Raw genomic sequence first — 25,348 nt, forward strand, 5'->3', positions numbered from 1 at the left:
GACCGCAATTGTTATGCGGTCTTTTACCATTGAGCAGAAATTTTCTAGGTTGAATTCGATTCGATGAAATTCAGAAATTTAAGTAAAGCCAGTTTTTTTTGATTAAAGCTGTGCTTTGACTTCTTCACCAATTAAATAAAAGGTTCCTCCAGCAATATAGTGCAGACTTCGAAGTTCTTTCGGTGCATCTTGAAAATACCAGTGTCCATCTCTAAAAACGCGGCTATCTGCCCATGCACCCACAACAGAACCAATAAATAAATCATGAGCAGACTGATTATGGGGTTCTGGAATAAGTTTACAGACAAGCCATGCAATGCAACCTGATACAAGCGGGCTACTCAGGTCTTCTTGATAGAATAGCTCTACTCCGCAGTGCTCAAGCTTTTCAGCGTCATCCAACTTACTAATGGTTCCAAGTTGCTTGGTCATATCAAGCTGTGCATAGCAGGGAACTTGTAGGGTGAAATAACCACTTTGTTCAACAAGCTGACGAGTTTTAGTACTTTTGTCGAGAACCACAGACACTTTGGCTGGTTTGAACTCTAAGGCACATGCCCAAGCAGCAGCCATCACGTTACAGTCGTCACCATGCTGAGCAGAAACAAGGACAGTTGGACCATGATTTAACAGGCGATAAGCTTTTTCTAACTCTACTGGTGCAATATATGATTGCGTCATATTTAGCCTAAGTAATAAAGAAAATAGATATTTCTATTGTTGCAGAAAGCTTCATAGATGTAATGCTACCAAACAAGCTTTATAAGAATAAAAAACTTGTTTCTATTTTATAGCTTTCATAATGATTGACTTAATCATAAAATCATTTCGCTTCTAAGTGAAAGGATTAACAAGTGACCGAGCTTCAAGATATCGATTTTGTAGAGTTAAGTGATGAAGAAATGCATCTCTATAGCCGTCAGATTTTACTTGATGGATGGGATATTGAAGCTCAGGAAAAACTCAAACTTGCTAATGTGCTGATTGTAGGTGCGGGTGGAATAGGCTGTAGCAGTGCAGAGCTACTTGCGCGAGCAGGAGTTGGGAAAATTACACTGATTGATGCAGATACGATTGAGATAAGTAATTTACAGCGTCAAATTGCATTTGGTCATGAAGATATCGGACGTTATAAAGCAGAAATTTTGGCTAAACGTTTACAGAAAATTAACCCTTATATCTGTGTCGAATACTACAACGAACGTTTAGATGAACATAACATTGATAGACTTGTTGAACACCAAGATGTGGTTTTAGATGGATGTGATAATTTTACAACTCGCTATTTAGTAAATGCAGCTTGTAAGAAGCATCAGGTCGCACTAATTAGTGCTTCAGCAATTGGTTTTCAGGCACAAATGTTTATGGTTGAAGGAGATTCAGCGTGTTATGAATGCCTTTTTCCGAAAGAACAACATAGTAATGAAGGCCTTCGCTGTGCAGAATCAGGGGTACTTGCAACTACTCCTGTAATGATAGCATCATTACAATCACATCACACATTGCTGTATTTAGGTTTAAATCGTGTACCTTTAAAGCAGAAACTATTATTGTGGGATGGTTTAAATATGACACAACGTATTGTTAGTTTTGATAAAGATGTAAATTGCCCACTTTGTCAGGCAAGCTAATCAGTAAATGAAACAAAATTTGCTACACTCAACCTGAATGATTTGGTTTTGAAGAAATATGAAAAAAAATATTTTGTTTGATGGGTTACGTTCCGTCGTCCGCATTGGTGAAACAGCAGTGGTTGCGGCCAAAGCTGGAATTAAATACGCAACTGAAAAACCAAGTAATGCCAAACTCATGCGAGAGACTTTTGAGTCGCTTGGTTCAACTTATATTAAGCTTGGTCAGTTTATTGCGAGTACTCCATCGCTTTTCCCACGAGAATATGTAGAAGAATTTCAAGGTTGTTTAGACCAGACCCCAACACTCCCATTTAGTTATATTCAAGGTGTGCTTGCATCTGAGTTTGAAGGGCGTGATTTAAGCCAGATTTTTAGCTATATCGATGAAAAGCCATTAGCTTCTGCTTCAATTGCTCAGGTTCATGCCGCTAAGCTGACCACAGGTGAAGATGTTGTTATTAAAGTACAAAAGCCTGGCGTTGAAACTATTTTATATACAGATTTAAGTGTGGTGCATTGGGCTGCCAAGCTACTTGAACGTGCAGTACCAAAAATCAAATTTGCTGCTCTTTCCGAAATTGTTGATGAAATTAAAAGCCGTATGGTTCGTGAAGTCGATTTCATTGAAGAAGCACAAAACTTAGATGATTTTGTGGAATATCTGAACATTTCACAAAATAAAGCTGCGACTGCACCTAAAGTTTATCATCAGTTTTCTACGCGCCGTGTCTTGACCATGCAGCGTTTATACGGCGTGTCTTTGACTGACTTTAGTGTTGTAAAACAATATGCTAAAGATCCATCGCAAGTACTGATTACTGCCATGAATACATGGTTTGGTAGTTTAATGCTATGCAAGAGCTTCCATGCAGATTTACATGCTGGAAACCTAATGTTGCTTGAAGATGGTCGAATTGGTTTTATCGATTTCGGTATTGTGGGGCAGTTAAAGCCAGAAGTTTGGACAGCATGTATGGCCTTTATGGATGCATTGCAAAAAACTGATTATCAGGCAATGGCTGAAAATATGCTGAAAATGGGTATGACTCATAACAAAGTTGATGTTGATGTATTGGCACAAGATTTAGAGCGCTTATTTAATGGCGTATTAATGTCTGACCCTCAACAAATTCTCGCTTCAAATCCAGCTGATTTAAACGATATCATGATGGATATGGTAGGGGTTGGTGAGCGCCACGGCATTAAATTCCCTCGAGATTTTGCCTTGTTATTTAAGCAAATGCTTTATTTCGATCGTTTTATGCGCGTACTCGCACCATATACTGATATTTATGCAGACCAACGTTTGAAAATGGTTCAAAATATGGAACCTGCTTCGTTGTTAAAGCACTAAGGTCAGTTTAAATTTATGGATGCCATTATTATTGAAGGCTTGAAGGTTGAGACAGTGATTGGCTGTTTCAACTGGGAAAGACAAATTATTCAACCTTTAATGTTGGATTTAACCATCCATAATGATTTGAGCCGAGCAGCAGAGTCTGACAAACTTGAAGACACACTCAACTATGCCCAGATTTGTGAGTTATCGGCTCAAACCATTCAACAAGCTAAACCTGAATTAATTGAACATGCAGCACATCTTGTTTTGAAATGTTTGTTTGAAACCTTTCCAACAATTGAAAAAATTACCATAACCATCAGTAAGCCCGCCATCATTGCAGAAGCTAATGCTGTAGGAATTCGTCTTGAACGCACCAGAAACAATTTTTGCGCTCGCCCTAGCGAGTAATTTAGACGCAGATCAGCACTTTACTTTTGCTTATATGCAATTGGCAACATTGGGGAAAGTGCAGTTTTCATCTGTTTATCAAATTCCATGCCGAGATGGTATTGGAGATGATTATTGGAATTCAGCATGTCTATTAAAAAGCACTTTATCGTGTGACCAAATTGAATCTTTTTTAAAGCAACTCGAGTCAGATTCGGGGCGTGTTCGTCCATCACATCATATTTCTTTAGATGTAGATTTAATTGCATGGGGAACTAATCTGGACCATATGCAATTTAATTCTAAAAAATTACCTTTGGCGCTTGATGTAAAAATTCCTTTATATGAACTTTGGCCTTGTGAAACCTTAAAGGCTGATAGCATGCTTTATCCAGTTGTTAATTTTAAAGTTTAAAGGCTTTCAAACTAAATTTTACGCAAACTTTACGCGGTCTTTAATTTCCTCAATAGAGAATTTACGGGCATTTTATCCATACTGAAATTCACTAAATTAGTGTTATTTCAGGACAATAAAGATGCTTATAAATTCTCAAATGCGCATCTTGCATCAGTCTGGCATTGTCTTATGCGGACTTAAAACAAATGATATTTCTTCATCTCTCCTTATTTCCAGTTTGGCAAATCAAGCCAAGGGGTATAGAGGAGAATAGCCATGTTAGAACTTATACTTGTTTTATTTATTGCTATTTTTCTAGCATGGTGCCTCGGTAAATATCTATCCAAAGTGATGACAAATCAGCCGATGGTGGGCGATGGATTATTTCGCTGGATTGAAAATCCTGTTTATCGCTTGTTAGGCATATCTCCACAACAACAAATGAACTGGAAACAATATTCTCTAGCATTTGTTGTTAGCTGTGTTTTTCTAGCTGTAGCCGTTTTTGCTATTTTTATGACACAAGCATGGCTACCATTAAATCCAAATCATGCACCAAATATGAGTTGGGATTTAGCATTACACACGGTTATTTCATTTTTAACTAATACCAATCAACAGCATTATTCTGGGCAAGCTCAATTATCTTATTTGTCGCAAATGACAGGTATTGTGGGCTTACAAGTCATTACTCCAATGATGGGGCTGGCTTTGGTGGTCGCGACCTTAAGAGCTTTCTTTTATCAGCGCCCAAGCCATATTGCAGCCGATGTTGCCGAGCAACCAGATCAAATTTTAATTGGAAACTATTGGGCAGATGTAATTCGCCCTACAGTCCGATTCTTGCTTCCGCTCTGTTTTGTCTGGTCTTTATTGCTTAACAGCCAAGGTGTACCAGCAACTTTCCAATGCGGGCCAGAAGTACAGCTGATTGATAAAGCCAATACAGTTCAAACCCAAAAAATTCCTTTAGGACCAGTTGCACCAATGGTAGCGATTAAGCAATTGGGTAGTAATGGTGGTGGTTGGTATGGTCCAAATAGTAGTGTTCCTTTAGAAAATCCAACACCGCTTTCTAATTTATTAGAAATGATTGCGATATTACTCATTCCGCTTACCGTGATTTTTATGGTTGGGCATTTTACCCAGCGTAAAAAGTTTGCTTACTTTGTGTTTGGCAGCATGCTTTTCATGTCGATTATTTCAGGTGCAGCGGCTGTCTGGTCTGAGAGTATGTCATCGACAGCATCTCAACTTGCCGTAATGGAAGGTAAAGAACAACGATTTGGACCAGCTGCATCATCAGTTTGGGCAGCGCTTACTACACAGGTGAATAACGGTTCGGTCAATATGATGCATGATTCTTCTGCACCGCTTACTGGTTTAGTCGAACTCATCAACATGTTGATTAATGCGATTTGGGGTGGTGTGGGCTGTGGTCTGCAACAGTTTATGATTTATCTGTTACTTGCAGTATTTATTGCAGGTTTAATGACAGGCCGTACCCCTGAATTGTTTGGACGTAAGATTGAAGCAGCAGAAATTAAATTGCTCGCGATTATTATCTTGATTCAACCTTTAGTCATTCTTGCATTCACCGCATTAAGCCTCAGCGTTCCAAGCATATCTGGAATTAGTAATCCGGGACCACATGGTATTAGCCAAGTGTTCTACGAATATGTCTCTGCATTTGCCAACAATGGTTCAGGTTTTGAAGGTCTTGGAGACAACACTGTATGGTGGAATGTTACTTGTAGTATCGCTCTACTGTTAGGACGTTTTCCAACCTTAATTTTGCCATTAATGATTGCAACACGTTTAGCAGCAAAAAGAAAAGCACCCGAAACAGCAGGTAGTCTTCAGGTTGAAACTCCAACCTTTGCTTTAACGCTGATTACGATTGTTGTGTTGCTTACCTTATTACAATTTATGCCAGTTCTTGTCCTTGGGCCTATTGCCGATCAACTTTTGTTGGTTAAAGGCTAAGGAGGCGAGTGAAAATGAATACACAAACTCATGTAAATAGCCATACACAAACCATGGCAGTGCCAAATTTTGAAGTTTGGAAAAATGCATTTGTGAAACTGCTACCGCAGCATGCAATTAAAAATCCTGTGATGGCAATCGTATGGCTTGGAACAGTAGTTACAGGCATTAGTACAATCTTGGGTTACACCACGCTGTTATTTGGTTTCGCGGTTACAGCAATTCTGTTTATTACCATTTTATTTGCTAACTATGCTGAAGCAGTTGCAGAGGCCAGAGGTCGTGGACAGGCATCTTCATTACGTGCAGCAAGAGAAAATTTAACAGCTCGAAGACTCAACTCTTTGACAGACCGTCAAGCGACTCAAGTTGCAGCTACTGAACTTCATTTAAATGATTTTATTGAAGTACATGCAGGTGAGCTTGTTCCAGCCGACGGTGAGATTGTAGAAGGCTTTGCCACTATTAATGAATCAGCTGTTACAGGTGAGTCAGCACCTGTGTTACGTGAAGCTGGAACAGATCGTTCAGGTGTTATTGGCGGAACCAAAGTTCTGACAGATCGTATTGTTGTGCAAGTGACTGCTGAATCTGGTCAAAGTTTCTTAGACCGTATGATTGCTTTGGTTGAAGGCTCAAATCGCCAAAAAACACCAAATGAGATTGCGCTTGGCTTCCTGTTAATGGTGATGACAATCACATTTTTAATTGTTGTGATTAGCTTGCCATTTATTGCCAAGTATTTGCATATTGAACTTGATCCAGTTGTGCTCGTGGCGTTATTGGTCTGCTTAATTCCTACAACGATTGGTGGTTTGTTACCTGCGATTGGTATTGCGGGGATGAACCGCGCGCTCAAGGCCAATGTTTTGGCGAAATCAGGTAAAGCTGTAGAAGTTGCAGGTGACATTGATGTGCTTTTACTCGATAAAACAGGAACCATTACTTATGGTGACCGTCAAGCGACTTCTTTTTATCCTTTAACTTCAGTAACCGAGTCGGAGTTGAGAGCTGCTGCTTGGGTAAGTTCGCTTGCCGACCCGACACCAGAAGGGAAATCGATTGTTAAATTAGCAAAAGAACAAGGTTTAAAACAGCAAGAACCTGAGCAAGCCGAATTCATTTCTTTTAGTGCTTCGACTCGAATTTCTGGTGTGAATTTACCGAATGGTGACCAAATTCGTAAAGGTGCTTTAGATGCGATCTTGAAGTTTGTAGATGAAGATTATTCTCAAGATTTAGAGTTAAAAGCACGTGTTGAACAAGTTGCTAAAAAAGGTGCAACACCATTGGTTGTCGCAAATCAACATCATGTACTGGGTGTGATTGAACTTTCCGATGTGATTAAACACGGCATTAAAGAACGTTTTGCACGCTTAAGAGAAATGGGCATCAAAACCGTTATGGTTACAGGTGATAACCCATTAACTGCGGCCGCCATTGCTGCTGAAGCTGGTGTAGATGACTATATTGCCGAAGCAAAACCAGAAGACAAATTGGCTTGTATTCGCACAGAACAACAACAAGGCCGTTTAGTTGCGATGGTCGGTGACGGAACCAACGATGCACCAGCACTAGCACAAGCCGATATTGGCTTAGCCATGAACTCAGGTACACAAGCTGCAAAAGAAGCTGGCAATATGGTCGATTTAGACTCTGACCCAACCAAACTACTCGCTGTGGTTGAGATTGGGAAACAGCAGCTGATTACCCGTGGTGCTTTAACAACATTTTCGTTAGCAAACGACGTCTCTAAATACTTTGCCATCTTGCCTGCATTGTTCGCTGCTGCGATTCCACAAATGCAAGTATTGAATGTGATGCACTTAGCAAGTCCAAGCAGCGCGATTTTATCTGCACTAATTTTTAACGCGATTATTATTCCGCTATTAATTCCAATTGCACTTCGAGGCGTGAAATTTAAACCTTCAACTGCAACTCAGTTACTACGTCGAAATATGTTGATTTATGGGGTGGGTGGGGTGGTTTTACCATTTATTGCCATCAAAGCGATTGATGTAGTGATTGTTCAATTATTTGGTTTGTAATCTGGAGTTTGAAATGAAAACTTATGCACAAAATTCAGAAGCAAATTTAGGTCAGACCTTAAGAGCATCTTTGGGTTTATTAATTTTTGCTCTGGTGGGTTGCGGTGCAGTTTATAGTGCTATCGCTACAGGCGCGGGACAGGTTTTATTTAATAATCAGGCCAATGGTAGTTTGATTGAAATAGACCATAAAACTTTAGGGTCAAAGTTAGTTGCTCAGCCATTTGTTGGAGAGGCTTATTTTCACCCACGTCCTTCAGCAGTCGCTTATGACCCGATGGCTATGGCAGGTACAAACTTAGCGCGTACTAATCCTGAGCTACAGCAACAAATTGATGCTCAGATTCTTGCGGTGAAAAAACAAGATCACACAGGTAATACACCAATTCCAAGTGATTTGGTGACTAAATCGGGGAGTGGTATCGATCCGCATATTAGTCCTGAATCTGCTCAGTTACAGGTGGCTCGAGTGGCTCAAGCGCGTCATTTAGACCCTAAGATTGTGGAAGAGCTTTTGCAAAAGCATATTGAACCGAAGCAGTTTGGTGTATTGGGGCAAGCACGTGTTAATGTATTACAGCTGAATATCGCTTTAGATCAATTACAATCTACACATTAACTTAAAAATAAAGTTGTTAGTTTACCGGATGATATCAAGTGCAAAGCAATCGCGAAAATCAGGCTGAGGCCTTATTAAATCATGTGAATAGATATCAAGCCGGTCGACTAACGGTCTTTTTAGGTGCGGCACCGGGTGTTGGAAAAACCTATGCCATGCTTGCCCGCGCCAAAGAGTTATTTCAACAGGGTACAGATGTTGTTGTAGGCATTGTTGAAACTCATGGACGAATAGAAACTCTAAAAATTTTGGAAGGCTTACCTGAAATTGCTAGAAAGGAAATGCAATATCAGGGGCATACATTAGAAGAAATGGACCTAGATGCTATTTTGCTGAGGCATCCAGAAATTGTGTTGGTTGATGAGTTGGCTCATCGTAACGTCCCAAATAGTCGTCATGAGCGACGGTGGCAAGATGTCAATGAATTGCTAGACGCAGGTATAGATGTATTTACGACTATTAATATTCAGCATTTAGAAAGCTTAAATGATGTGGTGTACCAGATTACGGGCGTTCGAGTAAATGAAACGGTACCAGATCGGGTATTTGATCGTATTCGAGACATTCGCTTAATTGATTTACCCGTCAGTGAACTCATTGAAAGGCTCCATCAAGGAAAAGTCTATGTGCCAGAGCAAGCAAATCTGGCATTACAAGGCTTTTTTAGCATTTCAAATTTAACAGCATTACGTGAACTCGCAATGCAATGCGTTGCTGAGCATGTCGATTCAGACTTAAAAGAGAGTTATGCCTCAAAGGGTTTGAAATCTATATCTTTACAAAATGAATTGATGATTGCGATAGACGGACAAGATTCTTCTGAATATTTAGTACGGGCAGGTTGTCGTTTAGCAGAACGTTATGGGGCTGCGTGGACTGTAGTGAATGTCGCTAAAAATTTGGACTTTGGGCAGAGTTCAGTTAGTTCTTATAAAAAAGAATACATTGAGATTGACCGCGCCTTTGAGTTGGCTCGACAACTCGGTGGTCGAACCGAGGTTTTATATGGGCATCGAGTTGCGTCAGTGTTAATGGATGCCGCCGTTGACCGAGGAATTTCGAATCTAGTCATTGGTAAAAGTATTTCACCATGGTGGTTAAAGTTATTTAAGAAAAATTTAGCTCAGCAATTATTAAATCAAGAAAACTCGATTGCTTTAACCATTTTGCACCCAGAACAGGGTACTAAAAAGATTAATCAGCTCGAAAAACCTTCATTTTTATCATTAAAAGAAAGCATTTTTGTTTTAGCTGTGACGTGCGGTAGCATTTTTCTAGCTCACTTCGCCGAAGTTCTATTTGGTATTGAAGACTTCTCTGTCATTTTTATTATTTCTGTTTTAATTGTTGCAACTAAGACTCGAATGTTAGCTGCCGTAGTGGCAGCCTTAATATGTTTCTTGGCCTATAATTTTTTCTTTATTGCACCACGTTATACCTTTCAGATTTCAGCACACCAAGGGGTAGTCACCGTTGTGGCTTTTTTTGCAGCAGCTTTAATTGCCGGGCGTTTGGCTTCTCAGTTACGCCAGCAAGTTTTATCCTTAAAAGCTGCGAATGCCTACACTACGGTAATGCAAGACTTGGCACGTAAGCTTTCTAGTGCAGTAAACCTTGAAGAAGTCATGCAAACAGGACGTATGACTTTAGAAACACAACTACAAACTAAAGTGTGGATTTCTATTCGAGATAAGGTAATTTCATCTGATATTGAGCTAAATGATAAAGAAAAAGTAGCCGCAGAATGGTGTTTGAAACACAAGCAGCCATGTGGGCGTTTTACCGATACTCTGAGTCAGTCAAACTGGTGGTTTTTACCTCTTTTAGAACAAAAAAATAGCCTAGGTATAGTGGGAATTTATTTTAAGGATGATGTGGCTTCTCTAAATTTTGAGCAAAAGAAACTGACGGAAAGTGTAATTGAATATATTGCACAGGCAGCACTTCGAACCCAATTGGTCAATGAGCTAGAACAAGCAAAAGTCACCAGTGAAACAGAGCGATTACGTTCTGCTTTATTATCTTCGGTATCGCATGATTTACGCTCACCGCTTGCTTCTATTATTGGTGCAGCAGACACACTTGCCCATTTTAAAGCGGATATGTCAGAACAAGACCAACAGGATTTACTCGAAACCATTCATTTAGAAGGCGAACGCTTAGACCGTTATATTCAAAACCTACTTGATATGACACGTTTGGGGCATGAAGGTCTATCTTTAAAAAGAGACTGGATTGGTGCGGATGAATTAATTGGTTCTGCAACCCGCCGTTTAAAGCGCTATAAACCAGATACGCAAGTGTCGGTTGAATTACCTGAGCAAACCATAAGTTTGTATGTTCACCCAGCTTTGGTAGAACAAGCTATTTTTAATGTACTTGAAAATGCAGCAAACTTTTCACCTCCAGATGAACCAGTCATGATTCGTGCTCATCTTTCATCAGAGAATGAAGTAAAAATAGAAATTGAAGATAGAGGTGCAGGAATTCCTGAAGACGAAAGAAACCGCATTTTTGATATGTTTTACACCATGGAGCGCGGAGACCGTGGAAAGTTTGGTACAGGTTTAGGCTTAACAATCGTAAAAGCGATTATTGGTGCTCATATGGGTACAATAGAAGCATTTTCAGGGCGTCAAAATAAAGGTACTTTAATTCAAATCAGATTACCCATTCATCCAGTAAAAGAATAAGTTGTAAAGTCATGATAACTTCAGAAACATCACCTGTAGAAACACGTATTGTGATTATTGATGATGAGCCTCAAATCCGTAAATTTTTAGACATCGCCTTAAGAACACAAAAATACAAAACCACGCTCTGCGAAACGGGTTACAAAGGCTTAGAAACTTTGGCGACCCAAGGTGCCGACTTAGTTATTCTTGACCTAGGCTTACCCGATTTAGATGGTAAAGAAGTCCTTCAAGAATTACGTAGTTGGTCGAATGTTCCCGTTATTGTGTTATCTGTACGCGCTGATGAATACGAAAAAGTTGCTTTGCTAGATGCTGGTGCAAATGACTACATGACCAAGCCTTTTAGTGTGCAAGAGCTTTTGGCGCGCATTCGCGTCATCTTAAGAAATCAACCAATCCAACAAGAAGCACATATTTATGACGATGGTTATCTTAAAGTCGATGTCACGCAACGTTTGGTTTGGGTTGAGCAACAGGCAATTACCTTAACTCGAAAAGAGTTTCAACTTTTGACGTTATTAATGCGCTATCAAGGACAGCTTTTAACACAGCCACAGCTCTTAAAAGAACTATGGGGGCCAACCCATCAGGAAGATACTCACTATTTACGTATTTTGGTGGGGAAGTTACGTAGTAAGTTGGGGGATAACGCGATTCAACCACGCTATATTGCTACTGAACCTGGTGTTGGATTACGTTTTTTAGCTCAACAGAAGAATCATTAATGAGATATAAAAAAACCTTAGGGTATTTCTCCCTAAGGGATTGCAAAGTGGTTTTTATCTTTTAGCTTTTTTTATTTAAATATCCCAATGTTGTTCTGCTTCAGTCATTTGGCTGTAAATGTTTTGATATTCAGCTTGTTTCACTGTGTACCAATGCTCTACAAAGTCGGCCCCTAAATATCCTTTTAAAATAAGACTTCCTTTAAATATTTTTAAGGCTTCTGGTTGGTTGTTGGCTAATAAAATATGCTCATCTTGAAATTTTAAAAGATGTGCAGGTTTTGGCAGTGGTAACTTATGAGATAAGCCATAAGACACGCCAGCTAAAATAGTCGCTGTCACCAGATAGGGGTTACAGTCAGCTCCAGCAACCCGATACTCTAAACGTTGATTTTTTAGATCTGAGCATGGAATGCGAATTGCGACATTACGATTATTGGTATCCCAGTTGGCTTCTAATGGCACATGATGACCAATTTTAAAACGTCTATAAGAATTAATATTAGGCGCTAAAATCGCCATAGATGCAGGCATTAACTCAATGAGTCCACTAATCGCGTTTAGTAATTTGACGGAAAGCTCATCTTTTTCTTCTTCTGCACTAAATATATTTTCATGGTATTGATTAAGCATGCTCATATGAAAATGCATGCCACTACCAGCTTTTGCTAAGTTGGGCTTTGCCATGAAACAAGCAGTTAAGTCATGCTTTCTTGCGACTTGCTTTACAATTCTTTTTAAAGCATTAATTTGATCGCAGAGCTTTAAAATATCATGGCTGTGTTGGAGGTTTAATTCATATTGTCCAGGTGATGACTCCGCAACAATAGCGGTAATTTCAATAGATTGAAGTAGGGCTGCTTTCTCAACTTCATCTAGGACTTGCTGATAGTTATTCGGTGCATCTATATCGAAACATTGGTTTTCTATGCGGGTTTTAGACTGATGCTTAGGTGAGAAAAGGTAAAACTCTAGTTCGGCCGCCATAACAGGAAAGTAATTGGTAGCATGTAACTGATTTAATAATTTTTTTAATATATTGCGTGGTTCATAATGACAATCTGAGCCATCTTCTTCTTGCATGGATAGGTAAAGCTGAGCATTCAATTCAGGGGATAATGCGTTGGGTTGCAAGCTGCCTAAAATGGGCAGGCAAAGTCTGTCTGGTTCACCAATATATTTTCCTAAACCTGTTTCTTCAATCACTTTTCCATCAAGGCTCATGGCGTAAACAGAAAGTGGAAAATAGCATCCATTAGAGAGATTATTTAAACTTTTAACATCAATCCGTTTCCCACGAATATGTCCGTTTAAGTCGTGCAGACAAATATCAATGTGTTGGGTATTTGGATATAAATTTAAGTATTCATCAACTTCTTTCAAAAAAAGATCTGGTTGGAAAATACCTGCTTGTATCGGTGGAATAAAATCATCTGATATTTTAAATGCCTTAAAGTAAGGATTTTGTAAGTTTAAACTTGGGTAAATATGCGTACTCATTATAAAAAAACCTTGGTGGTTATTTAGCTAAAATCCTACCTTAGCCTTGGAAGTTAATCGCGTAAAAAAAGAGTAAAATGATTAAAGAGTAATTTATGATTGGTTTTAGTCTTTTATTTTAATAATCATAAACTTGTAATTAATTTTTGAGGTAATTGTTTTAAGTAAAATTAGTGTATAAAGGTCGTTTAAGAGTGAGCAAATTTCTGCGAATTTGATTTTTTTAATTAAATAATATTAAGAATTATGACCTTTCAATTTGGTGAGATAGTCAAACTGATTTAAACTTAAGACTTATCCAGTGAATCACTTATTTTTGAAGTCTTGAATAGAGCAGGACCTTTTAGGGTGTTTACAGGAATTTTATTTTTGCGTTTTTTTAATTTATTTTTGAGTTCTCTTAATATGAAAAATATCGGTTTAGCCATTCTAGCAATCAGCCTTTCAGGTTGTGCTGCAATGAGCGTAGAAGAATGTAAGACTGCGAATTGGTCATTAGTGGGTGAGAAAGATGGTTCAAAAGGTTCGTCGCCACGTTTAGATCAATATTACAAAGCATGTGGAAAAGCCAATATTGTTCCAGATCAAAAGTCATATGAACGTGGGTATAAAGAAGGTCTAGGGTATTATTGTCAGCCAACAAATATTTTTTATAGTGCTTTAGAAGGTAGTGGCAATATCAATGTGTGCCCAGTCGAGCAGCGTAATCGTTTAAGACCGTATTATCAGGCAGCTTCCGATTACTATAATGCAAAAAATGAATATGATCGTTATGACGAAAAGTTTAAGCAATATTCTGACAGTGCTTATAACGAAAAATTAAAGCCAGAAGAGCGTGAACGTTATCGTAAGCTTTTAAGAGAACTACAAAATGATCGTGACCGTATTAATCGAAACTATTGGAACTCAATTCGAGATATCGAGCGTTTTAAATACGATCACGGCTTAAAATAATATTTTAAAAAGGATTGATCCGATTTGGATCAATCTTTTTTTTTAAAGATAATAACTAGTTTTTGTCATTAGCTTTGAAATAGCAGTCATCGTAATTTTTACTGCATATGGCAATTCAACACCACCTGCCTCAAGCGCTGTATGGCGATGATGTAATTCATCTTCATTCATTTGCTCTAAAATTTTACGAGAACGATCATCTTGAGCAGGTAGCTGGTTTAAATGATCTTGTAAATGAAGGCTGACTTGACGTTCAGTTTCGGCCACAAAACCTAAGCTATATTTGTCACCCGCAATACCAGCAAGTGCGCCCATGCCATACGAAAGCCCATACCAAATTGGGTTTAATAAACTGGTATGACTATTTAGCTCTTTTAAACGAACTTCACACCACGCTAAATGATCTTGTTCTTCAATTGCTGCTTGTTGCATTTCTTTGCGTACATTTGGCAATTTCGCCGTTAATGCTTGTCCATGATAAAGAGCTTGTGCGCATACTTCACCACTATGGTTAACACGCATTAAGCCTGCAACATGACGAGCATCTTCTACACCTAGTTTTGCTTCAACCGATTCGGCTGGATTTTGGCGCTGTGCTGCGGTTGCACCCGGAACAAGACTACGTAATGCTTGATCAAAAGAGTTAATGAGCTGATCAATTCCAGTATAGTGGCGCATAAATTAGTCCTCCAAAGAAAGATGTGCTGTGGCAAGCATTGGTTTTAGACGTGCTAGAAGCCAAATACTAAAGATTGCACTAAGTACAGCTGTAATAATAAAGAGTATTTTAATATCAATTTTTAAAACACTTAAGATTAAGATTGAAAAAATTGCAGATGAAACCATAAAAACGGCATTTAAAATGTTGTTTGCTGCTACAACACGAGCGCGATGTGAACGTGGTGAATAAGCCTGCATCATGGCATATAAAGGAACAATATAAAAACCGCCACTAATACCCAGTAAAGTCACCGCAATCATGACGTGATAGTAAACCCAACCTTGGGTAAAAATATCTTTTAATGTAAGTAATGCGCCAGTTCTTTCGGGTACAAAAGCTAAACTGGCAGCAAGGTAAAGCGCAAAAAGGGTAAGACCAATCGCACCAATTGGTACCATTTTAATATTAATTTCTGAGCCACCAATTTTACGACAAAGAAGAGACCCGACTCCAATACCGACTGAAAAGAAAGTAAGCAAAAGGCTGACCACATTTTCTGATGCATGCAGATTTTGTTGAGTAAGCTGTGGAATTTGCGTTAAATAAGTCGCTCCATAAAACCAGTACCATGAGTTGCCTAGCAAAATAGTAAATACTAACGGTAAGCTTTTGGCATACTTGATCGTTTGGAAACTGGTACGAATGAAATTCCAATCAATATCTAAGTCAGGCGCGGCAACTTTCTGTGGCAAGATGAAGCGACTACATAAATAGCCAATGCAAGCAATAATTACAACAGTAAGACTAATCCACAATAAGTTCCCATGTGATGATGCAATTACAGCACCACCTAAAATCATCCCGAATAAAATTGCCATTGATGTGCCCGACTGAAACAGAGCATTACCAGACATTAATTCTTGTGGTTTTAAAATTTCAGGCAAAATTGCGTATTTAATGGGACCGAAGAATGTCGAATGTGTACCCATTAAAAATAAAGCGAAAAGAAGTAGCCATAAGTGACCCAACATGAAACCAGCAGTACCGATGAGCATAATGATGATTTCTAAAATTTTAATGCCACGGACGAGTTGAGAACGCTCATATTTATCTGCAATTTGCCCAGCAGTTGCCGAAAAAAAGAAATACGGCAAAATAAATAAGAGGGCTGCCAAATTATTAAGTGTGCTTACAGGAGCAGATTGTTGCTGAATCCATCCATAAGTAATCACCAATAATAAAGCTTGCTTAAAAACGTTATCATTTAATGCGCCAAAAAACTGGGTAAAAAACATCGGTACAAACCGACGTGAGGTCATCAGGTGCTCATCTTGTTTCATCATGTGCAAACTTCATTGTGTTTTATAAAAAAATGTGACCGAGTGTTAATTTGCATCGAAAACCATGTATGATATTTTTAACGCTTGATTAAATGAAAAATCAATGGTTTTGAGTGAGTTTTACACTTACCTTGGTGCGTTTTATTAAAAAATAAGTCTAGAGTTTTCTATGCCTTCTAAAATTAAGTTTAAACAGTCAACTCTCTCTCATTCTATGCATTTAATTTTAAAAATGCAGGGGATTCCTAAACTTATTTGTAGCAGCTTGTTGTTAAGTGTTTGTGTAACGCCAAGTTTTGCTCAAACCTCAGTTGAGAGTAACACTTCAACTTTAAATCAAACGGTGCCTGATGCGTCGACTGAACAATTAGTTCCAATGAATCAGCAAACAACTGCTCCTATAACAGATATTGCTACACTTGTGACTCAAGCGCAGCAACAACAAGATAGCTTGGCTATATTGCAACAACAAGAACAATTTCCAAATCAAATTGACGAATTTAAGCCAATTACGCTTGATAATCTTGATGATTTACCGGAAATGCCTGTTGATCAAAACATGGCAAACGAGATTTATAAAGTCGCTGAAGAAGCTAAAAGTGAGGCGCAAAACTTCCAAAATGGTACTCAGAAGCTACCCGAAGTTACAGTCAGTGATGCAACTCAGTCTGAGTTAAATCAGATTAATCAAGCGCCTGTAAATATTGATCAGCTTATGCAAGAGATTAAATCTGATAGTCAGATTGTAGTCGAAGCAAATGAAACGGGAAAAACTTTACCTGAGTTAACTCCAGAGGCTGAGCAGCCACCTGAGCAAGCTGGTTTCTTTAAACGTATTTTAAATAAAGTCCGCCCACCACGTGCAATTCCGATGGAACAAGTGCCGCGTATTAGTGCAGATGTGGACGGTGCTTCAGATGCACTGGCTAAAAATATTAAAGGGAAATTATCAACCTTCACCCAAGAATCATTCGAAGATTTTAATGCGGCTTTACCTCAGCTCAGAACATTAAGTAATCAGGCTGCTCAAGCAGTGGGTTATTATAATGCTGAGTTTAAATTTGAAAAATTAAGTCCGAGCCGGGTTCGCGTTAAGGTTACCCCCAATGAACCAGTGCGAATTAATGAGCAAAATATCGAATTTACTGGTGCTGGTGAAAAACGCCCTCAGTTTCAGGTTATTCGCTTAATTCCTGATCAGGATGTTGGGGATATCTTTAACCATGGTTTATATGAAACCACTAAAACCAGAATTGTTAACGCAGCCACTGATAACGGTTATTTTGATGCTTATTGGCGACTGCACGATGTGAAAGTGAGTCAGCCAGAAAACAAGGCTGATATCAATTTGCGCTACGAAACAGGTGAGCGCTATAAATTAGATAAGGTTGAGTTTCGCATGAGCGATCCATCGAAACCCTTACCTTTGAACCAAAATATTTTAGAAAGTATGGCCCCTTGGAAAGAGGGTGATGACTATGCATTTTGGCGTGTAAATACTTTGGCAAATAACCTAACCAACTCTCGTTATTTTAACTACACCTTAGTTGATAGCATCAAACCCGATCCAATTGAAAAGCCACTTGAACTACCACCAGATTTGCAAGCTTTAGTCGATGAGCAAAATATCGATGTGGACGAATCTAATTTACTTTCACCTGAAGAAAGACAACTTGCCAAAGCACGTCAATTAGCCACATCTAATAATAAAGAAGTTACACAAAATGTAGTAGATGAAAAACAGTTTGCTGGAACACAAAAAGTAAAAGAGGGAGAACCTCAAACAGCAATGTTGCAAAGTGCTCCAAGTCAGCAGGATGACAAAGAAGCTGAACAAGATCGTTTACAAGCTCAAGCCCGTGAAACGAAAAGAATTCCAGTCATTGTGACTTTAAATGCAGATAAGCTAAATAGTTTAGAAACGGGTATTGGTTATGGGACCGATACCGGTGCACGTTTACGTAGTCAGTATCGCCGCTCTATTGTCAATAAATACGGTCATTCTTTTGATGCCAACTTAGAAGTCTCACAAATTCGTCAATCTATTGATGGCCGATATAGTATTCCCTATAAGCATCCGTTAAATGACTATTTTAACATCGTGGGTGGATATGAGCGTGAAACTCGTGATGATATTGGTCCAGATGTAAGTCTGTTAACCGAATCTGCTGTTGTAGGTGGTGAACGGGTAATCAAACGTCCACTAGGGAACTGGCAACATACTATTGGTGTTCGCTATCGTTTAGACCGTTTAACTCAACAAGGGGATGTTGATATTTCTGAGTTACCAGATGCGTTTAAAACAGCTGCATCTGAGCAAGAAGCATTATTATTTAGTTATGAAACCTCTAAAACTTCGAGTAATACACGGTTAAACCCAACGAAAGCTTTTAAACAAACCTATAAACTAGAATTAGGTAGCGAGAGCTTGCTTTCCGATGCCAATATGGCTATTGCAAGTGCAGGTTGGAGATTTATTTATTCTCTTGGTGAAAATGATGATCATCAATTCGTTGGGAGATCTGACCTTAGCTACATTTTTACCGACGATTTTGACAAAGTTCCGTACAATCTTCGATTCTTTACTGGTGGTGACCAGACAATTCGTGGTTTTGACTATAAGAGTCTTTCCCCAGAAGTAGATGGATATAAAATTGGGGGACAAGCTTTGGCTGTAGGTTCTTTAGAATATAACTATCAGTTTAAGGATGGTTGGCGTGCTGCTGTTTTCTCAGACTTTGGTAATGCCTATGATAAAGACTTTAATAATCCAGCAGCTTATAGCGTTGGAGTTGGAATTCGCTGGAAGTCTCCAATCGGACCAATCCGTTTAGATGTCGCATCGGGTATTTCAGATGAAAACCATCCGATTCGTTTACATTTCTTTATAGGCCCACAACTTTAAAAATAAAATTTTATTAGGTTTATTTTATGGCGGATGTAGAACAGCAGCCAACTTCGGCACCTCGCTCACCTAAGAAGCGGCGCATTTTGCGTAGTTTCCTGCTGACGATATTGATCATATTTTTATTATTAGCGTCTTCCTTAGTCATCATGATGTCAACAGATCGTGGAAGTCGTTTTTTATTAGATCGGGTTTTAGAAGCTCAGAAAATAATTAAATATGAATACGAAGGCGGAAACTTACTGCGCGGAATTATTCTTAAGAATGTTTTGGTGCAATTAACGGAAGTTGATGTTTCATTAGACAGAGCTGACGTAGGCTTAGGTTGGCGCTCTTTATTATTAGAAAAAGAAGTGCATTTAAGCCATGCAGATGTGCGTAATTTACGTATTATTAATAAAACTCCGCCGTCTGGTAAGGCATTCGAATTTAAGCCAATTAAATTGCCATTTGTTCTACGTGTCGATGAAGCTGATGTTGATCATTTAGAAATTAAGCTAGCAACCTCAGATGTAAATTTTCATGATGTACATTTGCAAGATGCACTTTGGTCAGAGACTAAACTGGAATTTGAAAAATCCAGTATGGATATGGGCTATCTTTCAGTCCACAATGCCACAGGAAAAATGGATTTCAGTGGTAAATATCCATTAGATGCTACAGCAGATTTAAGAATCCCATCTTTAAAAAGTTTAAATATTCAAAATATTAAAGTCGTAGCACGCGGAAGTTTGGATACTTTAAAAGCTGGGGTTGCAACAACAACTCCCGATTTATTAACGGGTTGGGTGGTATTGCATCCTGTTCGTGATGAAGTTCCAATGCAAGGTGAATTATTACTAAAAAATTATCACTTACCTTTATTGGTTGAACAAAAATTATTTGCAAAAAATGGTGTAATCAAGTTTCAAGGTGATATTAAACAACTTAATTTGGCAGTTGATACAGATTTAAAAGGTGAGAATTTACCTGAAGGTCAATACAACGCTTTAATGAATACTGATTTGGTTCATCAGTTGAATATCACTGATTTTAATGGCCAAGTCATGAAAGGTGCTGTTAACCTAAAAGGATTAGTCAGCTGGAAAGATCATGTTACTTGGGATATTAAAGGCCGTTTAGACCATATTAACCCTAAAGACAAAGCCATTCCTCAGGTTGTACAAGACTTTTTACCACCAAGTTTAGATGCCGCTGTTGCCTCAACCGGTTCTTTAGAAAAAGGTACTGAATTATTTGCTAACGTTGATTTTGACCGTTATGAATCTTGGAAGCTTAAGTTTAATCAGGCTCCTGAAAAAAATAATAAACCTCAACCAATGCTCATGAATGTAGCTTGGACGAAAATAGATCGTGCAATGCCTTATATTGGGTGGTTAAGTAGTGATAGTGGTCAGGTCGATTTAACGTTACGTGATGGTCAGCAAGATATTAAAGTTGCGACAAAAGTATATCAGCATGAAAAAACTTTATTGCCAGCAGGACAATATCTAGCCAATCTGAATGTTAAAGATAACGTTTTAAATGTTCCCAATTTTAGTTTTGCTGCTGAAAAAGGTAGCTTAACTGGTCAGACTAAAGTGTTTCTTCCGACTGAAAAACGTCAGTTGGTTTGGAATGCATTATTAAATGCAAAAGATTTTAATCCACAAAGTATTCATGCGGCAGCACCTGTTAATCTTTTAAATGGTTCGATTAAAGCAAATGGTTTTGCTAAACCAAATCAGCAAATCATTCAATTTGAGAAAATTGATTTAACTGGTCGACTGGCTCAAGCCGGTCAAGAGACTGTGAGTTTGGGTGGGAAAAGTACCGCAGCATTATTATTCCATGATGTAAAAGCTGGTGGTGGCTTTAAAGGCTTTGCAGTTAATTATGATGGATCTTTAAAAGCCCTAAAACAGGCAAATGGTTTATTGAAGTTTTCTATAGCGGGTACACCAGATTTTATTCGAATTAACCAGTTACAGCATGATGGTGTCGCTGGGAAAATCTATGCAACGGGTTCTGTAAATTTGAAAGATCGCATTGCATGGGATATTAATAGTTCATTGGTGCGCTTTAAACCTCAATATTTTACCTCAGCTGTAAAAGGTGAACTTTCAGGTAATCTGAAAACCCAAGGGGTTTGGTCAGATCATTTAAAACGAATTAATATTCAACAATTGAATCTTGCTGGTTTTATAAATAATAAACCTGTTCGAGGTAAGGGGAATCTATCTTTATTGATGGACTCTAACCAAAACGGCTTTTTACCTCAGCAATTTGAAGCAAATAATTTATTTTTAGTCTATGGGCAGAATCAGCTACAGGCGACAGGTAATGCTCAAAATCTAAAAATTAAGCTCAATGCACCAGCACTTTACGAGTTATACCCAGGATTACGCGGTCGAGCTTATGGGGATCTGAATGTACAATCACAGCCACGTTTAAAAGCAACAGCAAATATCGCAGTAGATGATTTTGCTTTTAATACTTTAGTGAGTGTGAAGAGATTAAGTATTCAGGGTGAACTTCCGACATCGGAAACAACGCCAACTCAATTAACCGCAAAATTAGATAATTTGCGTAGTGGAAATAGACAAATTCAATCTGCGGAAGTGAATTTGACAGGAACGAGAAAAGCGCATTTATTGAAAGTACTTGGCAATAATAGTATTTCAAAGTTCTATGTTCAGTTGGCAGGTGGGTTTAACCAGAACAATGATTGGTTAGGTCAAATCCAAAAAGGAAGTTTTGATTCAAGACGTATTCGTCTGGCACAAAATCAAAATGCTCCAGTGATTTATTCTTCTGCAAGATCTGAGCTATATGTAGGTCAACATTGTTGGCAAAGTGCGAATAGCCAGCTCTGTTTTGATCAGCCAGTACGAGTAAGTAAGGCTCGCGGTAATATTTCGTTTGTAACTCAAAACATGGATTTAAGTGACTTCGCGGCATTTATGCCCGAAGGCTTGGCAATGACTGGGCAGCTAAATGGTTATGCCAAGGCAGCGTGGGTAAATGGTGGACATCCAAAACTTGATGCACGTTTAATTACGCGTAAAGGTGAAATTGGTTTAGCTGCTGAAGATCCTCAAGACCCTGCAACGACTCTGGCTTATGATGAGCTGGGTGTGATTGCAAAAAGTGTATCTGAAGGACTGTTATTCCGTGTTGATGTGAAAACACCTGATATTGGTACGGGTTATGCGAACGTCATTATCAATCCATTCCAGCCATCAATGCCAATGCATGGTGAAGTCGCTTTTAATGATGTTCAATTAAAAGTATTAAAACCATTTATTCAAGATGTCCGCAAACTGAGTGGAACCTTAGCCTTAGCTGGTAAAGTCAACGGTACATTAACTCAGCCACAATTTACTGGTGAAATGCGTTTGAAAAATGGCGCAATCAGTATGATTTCGCTTCCAGTTAATTTAACGAATGTTCAGGTTTACTCATCAATTCGTCAGGACATGGCAACAATTGATGGTGCGTTTAACAGCGGTCAAGGTGTAGGGCTTTTAAAAGGTAGTTTTGAATGGAAAGATTCGCCGCGTCTCCAATTAAACCTCAAAGGTGATAATTTACTTGTACGTCAGGCTCCATTAATTACTGCAATTGCTAATCCAAACCTTACACTTGATATGTATCCTTTCGATAAGCGTTTAAGCTTAAAAGGATCGGTAGATGTTCCTCGTGCACGTATTTCAATGCCAGAAACAACTGCTCCAGTGATTAATACTTCATCAGATGTCCGCATAGTTCGACAAGGCCAAGATCCGCTTGCAATTCTACGAGCTGCTAAACCTTGGGATATTCGAGCTGATATTGCTGTTAATATTGGAAACCAAGTGATATTCCAAGGCTTCAACAGTAATATTCCATTAGTTGGTCGTTTAAATTTAAGCCAACGTGGCTACGAGACTGCAATGCGAGCGAATGGAGCAATTGGTGTCAGTCAAAAAGTGAAAATCGAAGCCTACGGACAAAGTTTAGATTTGAATCGAGCAATTGCGCGTTTTAATGGTCCATTGGCTAATCCGACTTTAGATATCGATGCAAATAAAAATGTTCAGGGCAGTATGGTTGGGGTACGTGTTACAGGTACTGCAACATCGCCAAACATTCAGGTTTACAATGATGCCGGACTATCTGAGCAAGAAGCATTAAATGCACTCGTTACGGGTCGTATTAATGAAGGTTCAAGTGGTTTAAGTAATGCAGAAGGATTTAAGTCCGATGTAAATAACACCATTGCTGCCGCAGGGATTAGTATGGGCTTAGGTGGTACACGTGCTTTAACGAATCAGATTGGACGTACTTTTGGTTTGAGTGGCTTAGCTTTAGATGCACAAGGTACGGGTGAAGACACACAGGTGAGCTTAACGGGCTATATCACACCTGATCTATTTATTCGTTATGGTGTTGGCGTATTCACCCCAGTGAACAAGCTGACTTTACGTTATCAAATGAATCGACGTTTATACTTAGAAGCAAGTCAGTCTTTGGAAAGAGCGATCGATTTATTCTATAACTGGCGCTTCTAGCAGACGGAAATTAAACATTAGAAAGTATCTTAGTACCTATAATGATTTGATTAATCTCCAGTAATAACGAAATAAAAGCTCACTTCTTAGTGGGCTTTTATTTTAAGCACTTTTATATGAATTAAAAAAATTGAATATTTATTGATATAGAGCCTCAATTCTCTTAAAAGAACTAAAGCTTGCAGAGGCTTTTAATTAAAGAAAACTCACTTGAAAATTACTATTTTATAAATTAGTTTTCAGAATCATTAAATGAAACTAAATTGATAATACCTTGTTGATAAGTGCAAATAAGGTGGTTTTTTCCAAGGATATACCAGTGAAAATAGATACTTCTGTTGAAATTAAATATGATAAGGAAAACGATACAAATACTAAATATCGTGGGCTAATTCAAAAGTTAACTGCAACATTGTCGATGACGCTTTTGTCATTTGGATGGGGCTCTACCGTAAATGCTGCACAACAACAAATTGCTTTAGTAGGAACATGGACATCGATCCCTAACGCACCACTTGCGCAAAAACCAAAACAAGCCAGTGAAGGTTTGTACCAGCTTAAAGTGAACAGTGATGGAACCTTAACTCCTGTTAGTGCCTTGAAAATGAAAAGCCCTTCTTGGATTGTGAAATCGAAAGATGGCCGCTTTGTCTATACCACTAATGAAGAAAATGAAGGGGCAGTGACTGCGTTATCAATTCAAAATGGAAAGGTGGATGTGTTGAACACAGTGGATAGCCATGGTGGACATCCAACACACGCATCAATCAGTTTAGATGGCAAATTCCTATTTGTGTCGAACTATTCGGCTTTTGATAAAGGTCGTGGTGGGGTAGCTGTTTTTCCAATTTTGCCAAACGGCCATTTAGGTGAAAAAGTACAAAATATTGTTTTTAGCGAGGGTTCTGGTCACGTCAAAGGTCGGCAGGACAGTGGTCATGCACATTCGACCACATTTAGTCCAGATGGTAAGTATCTATATGCGAGCGATCTTGGAAATGACAAAGTCTATACTTTTCACTATAACCCGAATAAACCTCAACCACTTCAAGCAGACAATAGCCGAGATGTGACTTTTAGGCATGGTTCTGGCCCGCGTCATATGGTCTTTTCACCAAATGGCAAACATGTGTACGTTACCGCAGAAATGCGAAGCGAAATTGTGACATTTAATGTGCAAGATGGTCATTTGAAAAAAGTGGCTGAGCTAAAACTAATTCACGAAGACAAAACACCTGAATTTAAAAGCGCGAGTGGAATTATCCTCAGTCCAAATGGCAAATATGTGATTGCTGCTAACAGAGGGGCAGACAACAAACTTTTGGTATTTAAAATTCAGCAGAATGGATTGCTAGCTAAACCAGTAGTTTATAACGCCAACGGAATTGAACCACGTGCTTTCTCATTCGATGCATCGGGTAAATATCTGTATGTAACCAATGTTTATAGTAATAACATTAGCTTGTTCCGTTTTGATGCCAACAAAGGCACCTTAAAACCCATTGGTGATGCAGCAAAAATATCAACACCGACTGATATCAAATTTTTTAATTAACTCAAACTAGCATTTCTAATGCTTGATATAAAAAAGACCGAGGGGAAATCATCTCGGTTTTTTTGAC

17 protein-coding genes are annotated in these 25,348 nt (G+C 38.6%); 13 read left to right on the forward strand and 4 right to left on the reverse strand.

The annotated features are described in order from the left end of the window. Positions 1-102: 102 nt before the first annotated feature. Complete coding sequence (locus ACS604_RS05805; RefSeq protein WP_474770707.1) at positions 103-681, reverse strand: flavin reductase family protein; 579 nt, start codon at positions 679-681, stop codon at positions 103-105. A 173-nt stretch (positions 682-854) separates the two neighbouring features. Between ACS604_RS05805 and ACS604_RS05810 the strand changes: the two genes are divergently transcribed. The 9 genes from ACS604_RS05810 to ACS604_RS05850 all read left to right on the forward strand — a co-directional run bounded on the left by ACS604_RS05810 (position 855) and on the right by ACS604_RS05850 (position 11,834). After that, the gene (locus ACS604_RS05810) at positions 855-1,631 is read left to right on the forward strand and encodes a HesA/MoeB/ThiF family protein (protein WP_274569202.1); all 777 of its coding nucleotides are present in this window, start codon (positions 855-857) and stop codon (positions 1,629-1,631) included. A 58-nt stretch (positions 1,632-1,689) separates the two neighbouring features. Continuing rightward, entirely contained in the window at positions 1,690-2,988 is a 1,299-nt protein-coding gene (locus ACS604_RS05815) for an ABC1 kinase family protein (RefSeq protein ID WP_474770709.1), read from the forward strand. 15 nt (positions 2,989-3,003) lie between these two features. Beyond that, positions 3,004-3,384: a dihydroneopterin aldolase gene (gene folB / locus ACS604_RS05820; RefSeq protein ID WP_474770712.1), complete on the forward strand. Its 381-nt coding sequence runs from the start codon at positions 3,004-3,006 to the stop codon at positions 3,382-3,384. After that, positions 3,341-3,778, forward strand: a complete 438-nt coding sequence (locus ACS604_RS05825) for a 2-amino-4-hydroxy-6-hydroxymethyldihydropteridine diphosphokinase (RefSeq protein ID WP_107880948.1) — start codon at positions 3,341-3,343, stop codon at positions 3,776-3,778. Before folB ends, ACS604_RS05825 begins: the two co-directional genes overlap by 44 nt. Positions 3,779-4,036: 258 nt before the next feature. Then, positions 4,037-5,746, forward strand: coding sequence for a potassium-transporting ATPase subunit KdpA (gene kdpA, locus ACS604_RS05830; RefSeq protein ID WP_474770715.1), 1,710 nt, complete (start codon positions 4,037-4,039; stop codon positions 5,744-5,746). Between the two features lie 8 nt (positions 5,747-5,754). Further along, a complete protein-coding gene (gene kdpB / locus ACS604_RS05835) occupies positions 5,755-7,794 on the forward strand; it encodes a potassium-transporting ATPase subunit KdpB (RefSeq protein ID WP_474770717.1) in 2,040 nt (679 codons plus the stop codon). A gap of 13 nt (positions 7,795-7,807) precedes the next feature. Beyond that, a complete protein-coding gene (kdpC, locus tag ACS604_RS05840; RefSeq protein ID WP_174739860.1) occupies positions 7,808-8,413 on the forward strand; it encodes a potassium-transporting ATPase subunit KdpC in 606 nt (201 codons plus the stop codon). Positions 8,414-8,451: 38 nt separating this feature from the next. Next, entirely contained in the window at positions 8,452-11,106 is a 2,655-nt protein-coding gene (locus tag ACS604_RS05845) for an ATP-binding protein (protein WP_474770720.1), read from the forward strand. 11 nt (positions 11,107-11,117) lie between these two features. Then, the gene (locus tag ACS604_RS05850; RefSeq protein WP_353156165.1) at positions 11,118-11,834 is read left to right on the forward strand and encodes a response regulator; all 717 of its coding nucleotides are present in this window, start codon (positions 11,118-11,120) and stop codon (positions 11,832-11,834) included. A 75-nt stretch (positions 11,835-11,909) separates the two neighbouring features. Here ACS604_RS05850 and ACS604_RS05855 read toward each other — a convergent pair whose 3' ends face one another. Beyond that, positions 11,910-13,334 carry a glutamine synthetase family protein gene (locus ACS604_RS05855; protein ID WP_474770723.1) on the reverse strand — a complete coding sequence of 475 codons (1,425 nt, stop codon included), beginning with the start codon at positions 13,332-13,334 and terminating at the stop codon, positions 11,910-11,912. A 405-nt stretch (positions 13,335-13,739) separates the two neighbouring features. On the opposite strand from ACS604_RS05855, the gene ACS604_RS05860 reads away from it, so the two are divergent. Continuing rightward, positions 13,740-14,288, forward strand: coding sequence for a DUF2799 domain-containing protein (locus ACS604_RS05860; RefSeq protein ID WP_004791516.1), 549 nt, complete (start codon positions 13,740-13,742; stop codon positions 14,286-14,288). A gap of 42 nt (positions 14,289-14,330) precedes the next feature. Here the strand turns inward: ACS604_RS05860 and coq7 are convergent, their stop codons facing one another. Both coq7 and ACS604_RS05870 read right to left on the reverse strand, forming a co-directional pair. Then, positions 14,331-14,966 carry a 2-polyprenyl-3-methyl-6-methoxy-1,4-benzoquinone monooxygenase gene (gene coq7, locus ACS604_RS05865; RefSeq protein ID WP_004791519.1) on the reverse strand — a complete coding sequence of 212 codons (636 nt, stop codon included), beginning with the start codon at positions 14,964-14,966 and terminating at the stop codon, positions 14,331-14,333. Between the two features lie 3 nt (positions 14,967-14,969). Then, entirely contained in the window at positions 14,970-16,292 is a 1,323-nt protein-coding gene (locus ACS604_RS05870) for an MFS transporter (RefSeq protein ID WP_081399493.1), read from the reverse strand. Between the two features lie 166 nt (positions 16,293-16,458). Here ACS604_RS05870 and ACS604_RS05875 point away from each other — a divergent pair, with 166 nt between their 5' ends. The 3 genes from ACS604_RS05875 (at position 16,459) to ACS604_RS05885 (ending at position 25,281) form a co-directional block, all read left to right on the forward strand. Then, positions 16,459-19,194: an autotransporter assembly complex protein TamA gene (locus ACS604_RS05875; protein WP_474770726.1), complete on the forward strand. Its 2,736-nt coding sequence runs from the start codon at positions 16,459-16,461 to the stop codon at positions 19,192-19,194. Positions 19,195-19,220: 26 nt separating this feature from the next. Next, the gene (locus ACS604_RS05880; RefSeq protein WP_474770729.1) at positions 19,221-23,726 is read left to right on the forward strand and encodes a translocation/assembly module TamB domain-containing protein; all 4,506 of its coding nucleotides are present in this window, start codon (positions 19,221-19,223) and stop codon (positions 23,724-23,726) included. Between the two features lie 319 nt (positions 23,727-24,045). Then, complete coding sequence (locus tag ACS604_RS05885) at positions 24,046-25,281, forward strand: lactonase family protein (RefSeq protein ID WP_474770730.1); 1,236 nt, start codon at positions 24,046-24,048, stop codon at positions 25,279-25,281. Positions 25,282-25,348: the final 67 nt, after the last annotated feature.

The sequence above is a fragment of the Acinetobacter sp. Li1LvA2 genome (assembly GCF_056156705.1).

Excerpts from the sequence above, each read along its gene's own strand:
- ACS604_RS05805 (WP_474770707.1), bottom strand. The coding sequence starts at position 681 with ATGACGCAATCATATATTGCACCAGTAGAGTTAGAAAAAGCTTATCGC.
- ACS604_RS05815 (WP_474770709.1), top strand. The coding sequence starts at position 1,690 with ATGAAAAAAAATATTTTGTTTGATGGGTTACGTTCCGTCGTCCGCATT.
- folB (WP_474770712.1), top strand. The coding sequence starts at position 3,004 with ATGGATGCCATTATTATTGAAGGCTTGAAGGTTGAGACAGTGATTGGC.
- kdpA (WP_474770715.1), top strand. The coding sequence starts at position 4,037 with ATGTTAGAACTTATACTTGTTTTATTTATTGCTATTTTTCTAGCATGG.
- kdpC (WP_174739860.1), top strand. The coding sequence starts at position 7,808 with ATGAAAACTTATGCACAAAATTCAGAAGCAAATTTAGGTCAGACCTTA.
- ACS604_RS05850 (WP_353156165.1), top strand. The coding sequence starts at position 11,118 with ATGATAACTTCAGAAACATCACCTGTAGAAACACGTATTGTGATTATT.
- ACS604_RS05855 (WP_474770723.1), bottom strand. The coding sequence starts at position 13,334 with ATGAGTACGCATATTTACCCAAGTTTAAACTTACAAAATCCTTACTTT.
- ACS604_RS05860 (WP_004791516.1), top strand. The coding sequence starts at position 13,740 with ATGAAAAATATCGGTTTAGCCATTCTAGCAATCAGCCTTTCAGGTTGT.
- coq7 (WP_004791519.1), bottom strand. The coding sequence starts at position 14,966 with ATGCGCCACTATACTGGAATTGATCAGCTCATTAACTCTTTTGATCAA.
- ACS604_RS05870 (WP_081399493.1), bottom strand. The coding sequence starts at position 16,292 with ATGATGAAACAAGATGAGCACCTGATGACCTCACGTCGGTTTGTACCG.
- ACS604_RS05875 (WP_474770726.1), top strand. The coding sequence starts at position 16,459 with ATGCCTTCTAAAATTAAGTTTAAACAGTCAACTCTCTCTCATTCTATG.
- ACS604_RS05880 (WP_474770729.1), top strand. The coding sequence starts at position 19,221 with ATGGCGGATGTAGAACAGCAGCCAACTTCGGCACCTCGCTCACCTAAG.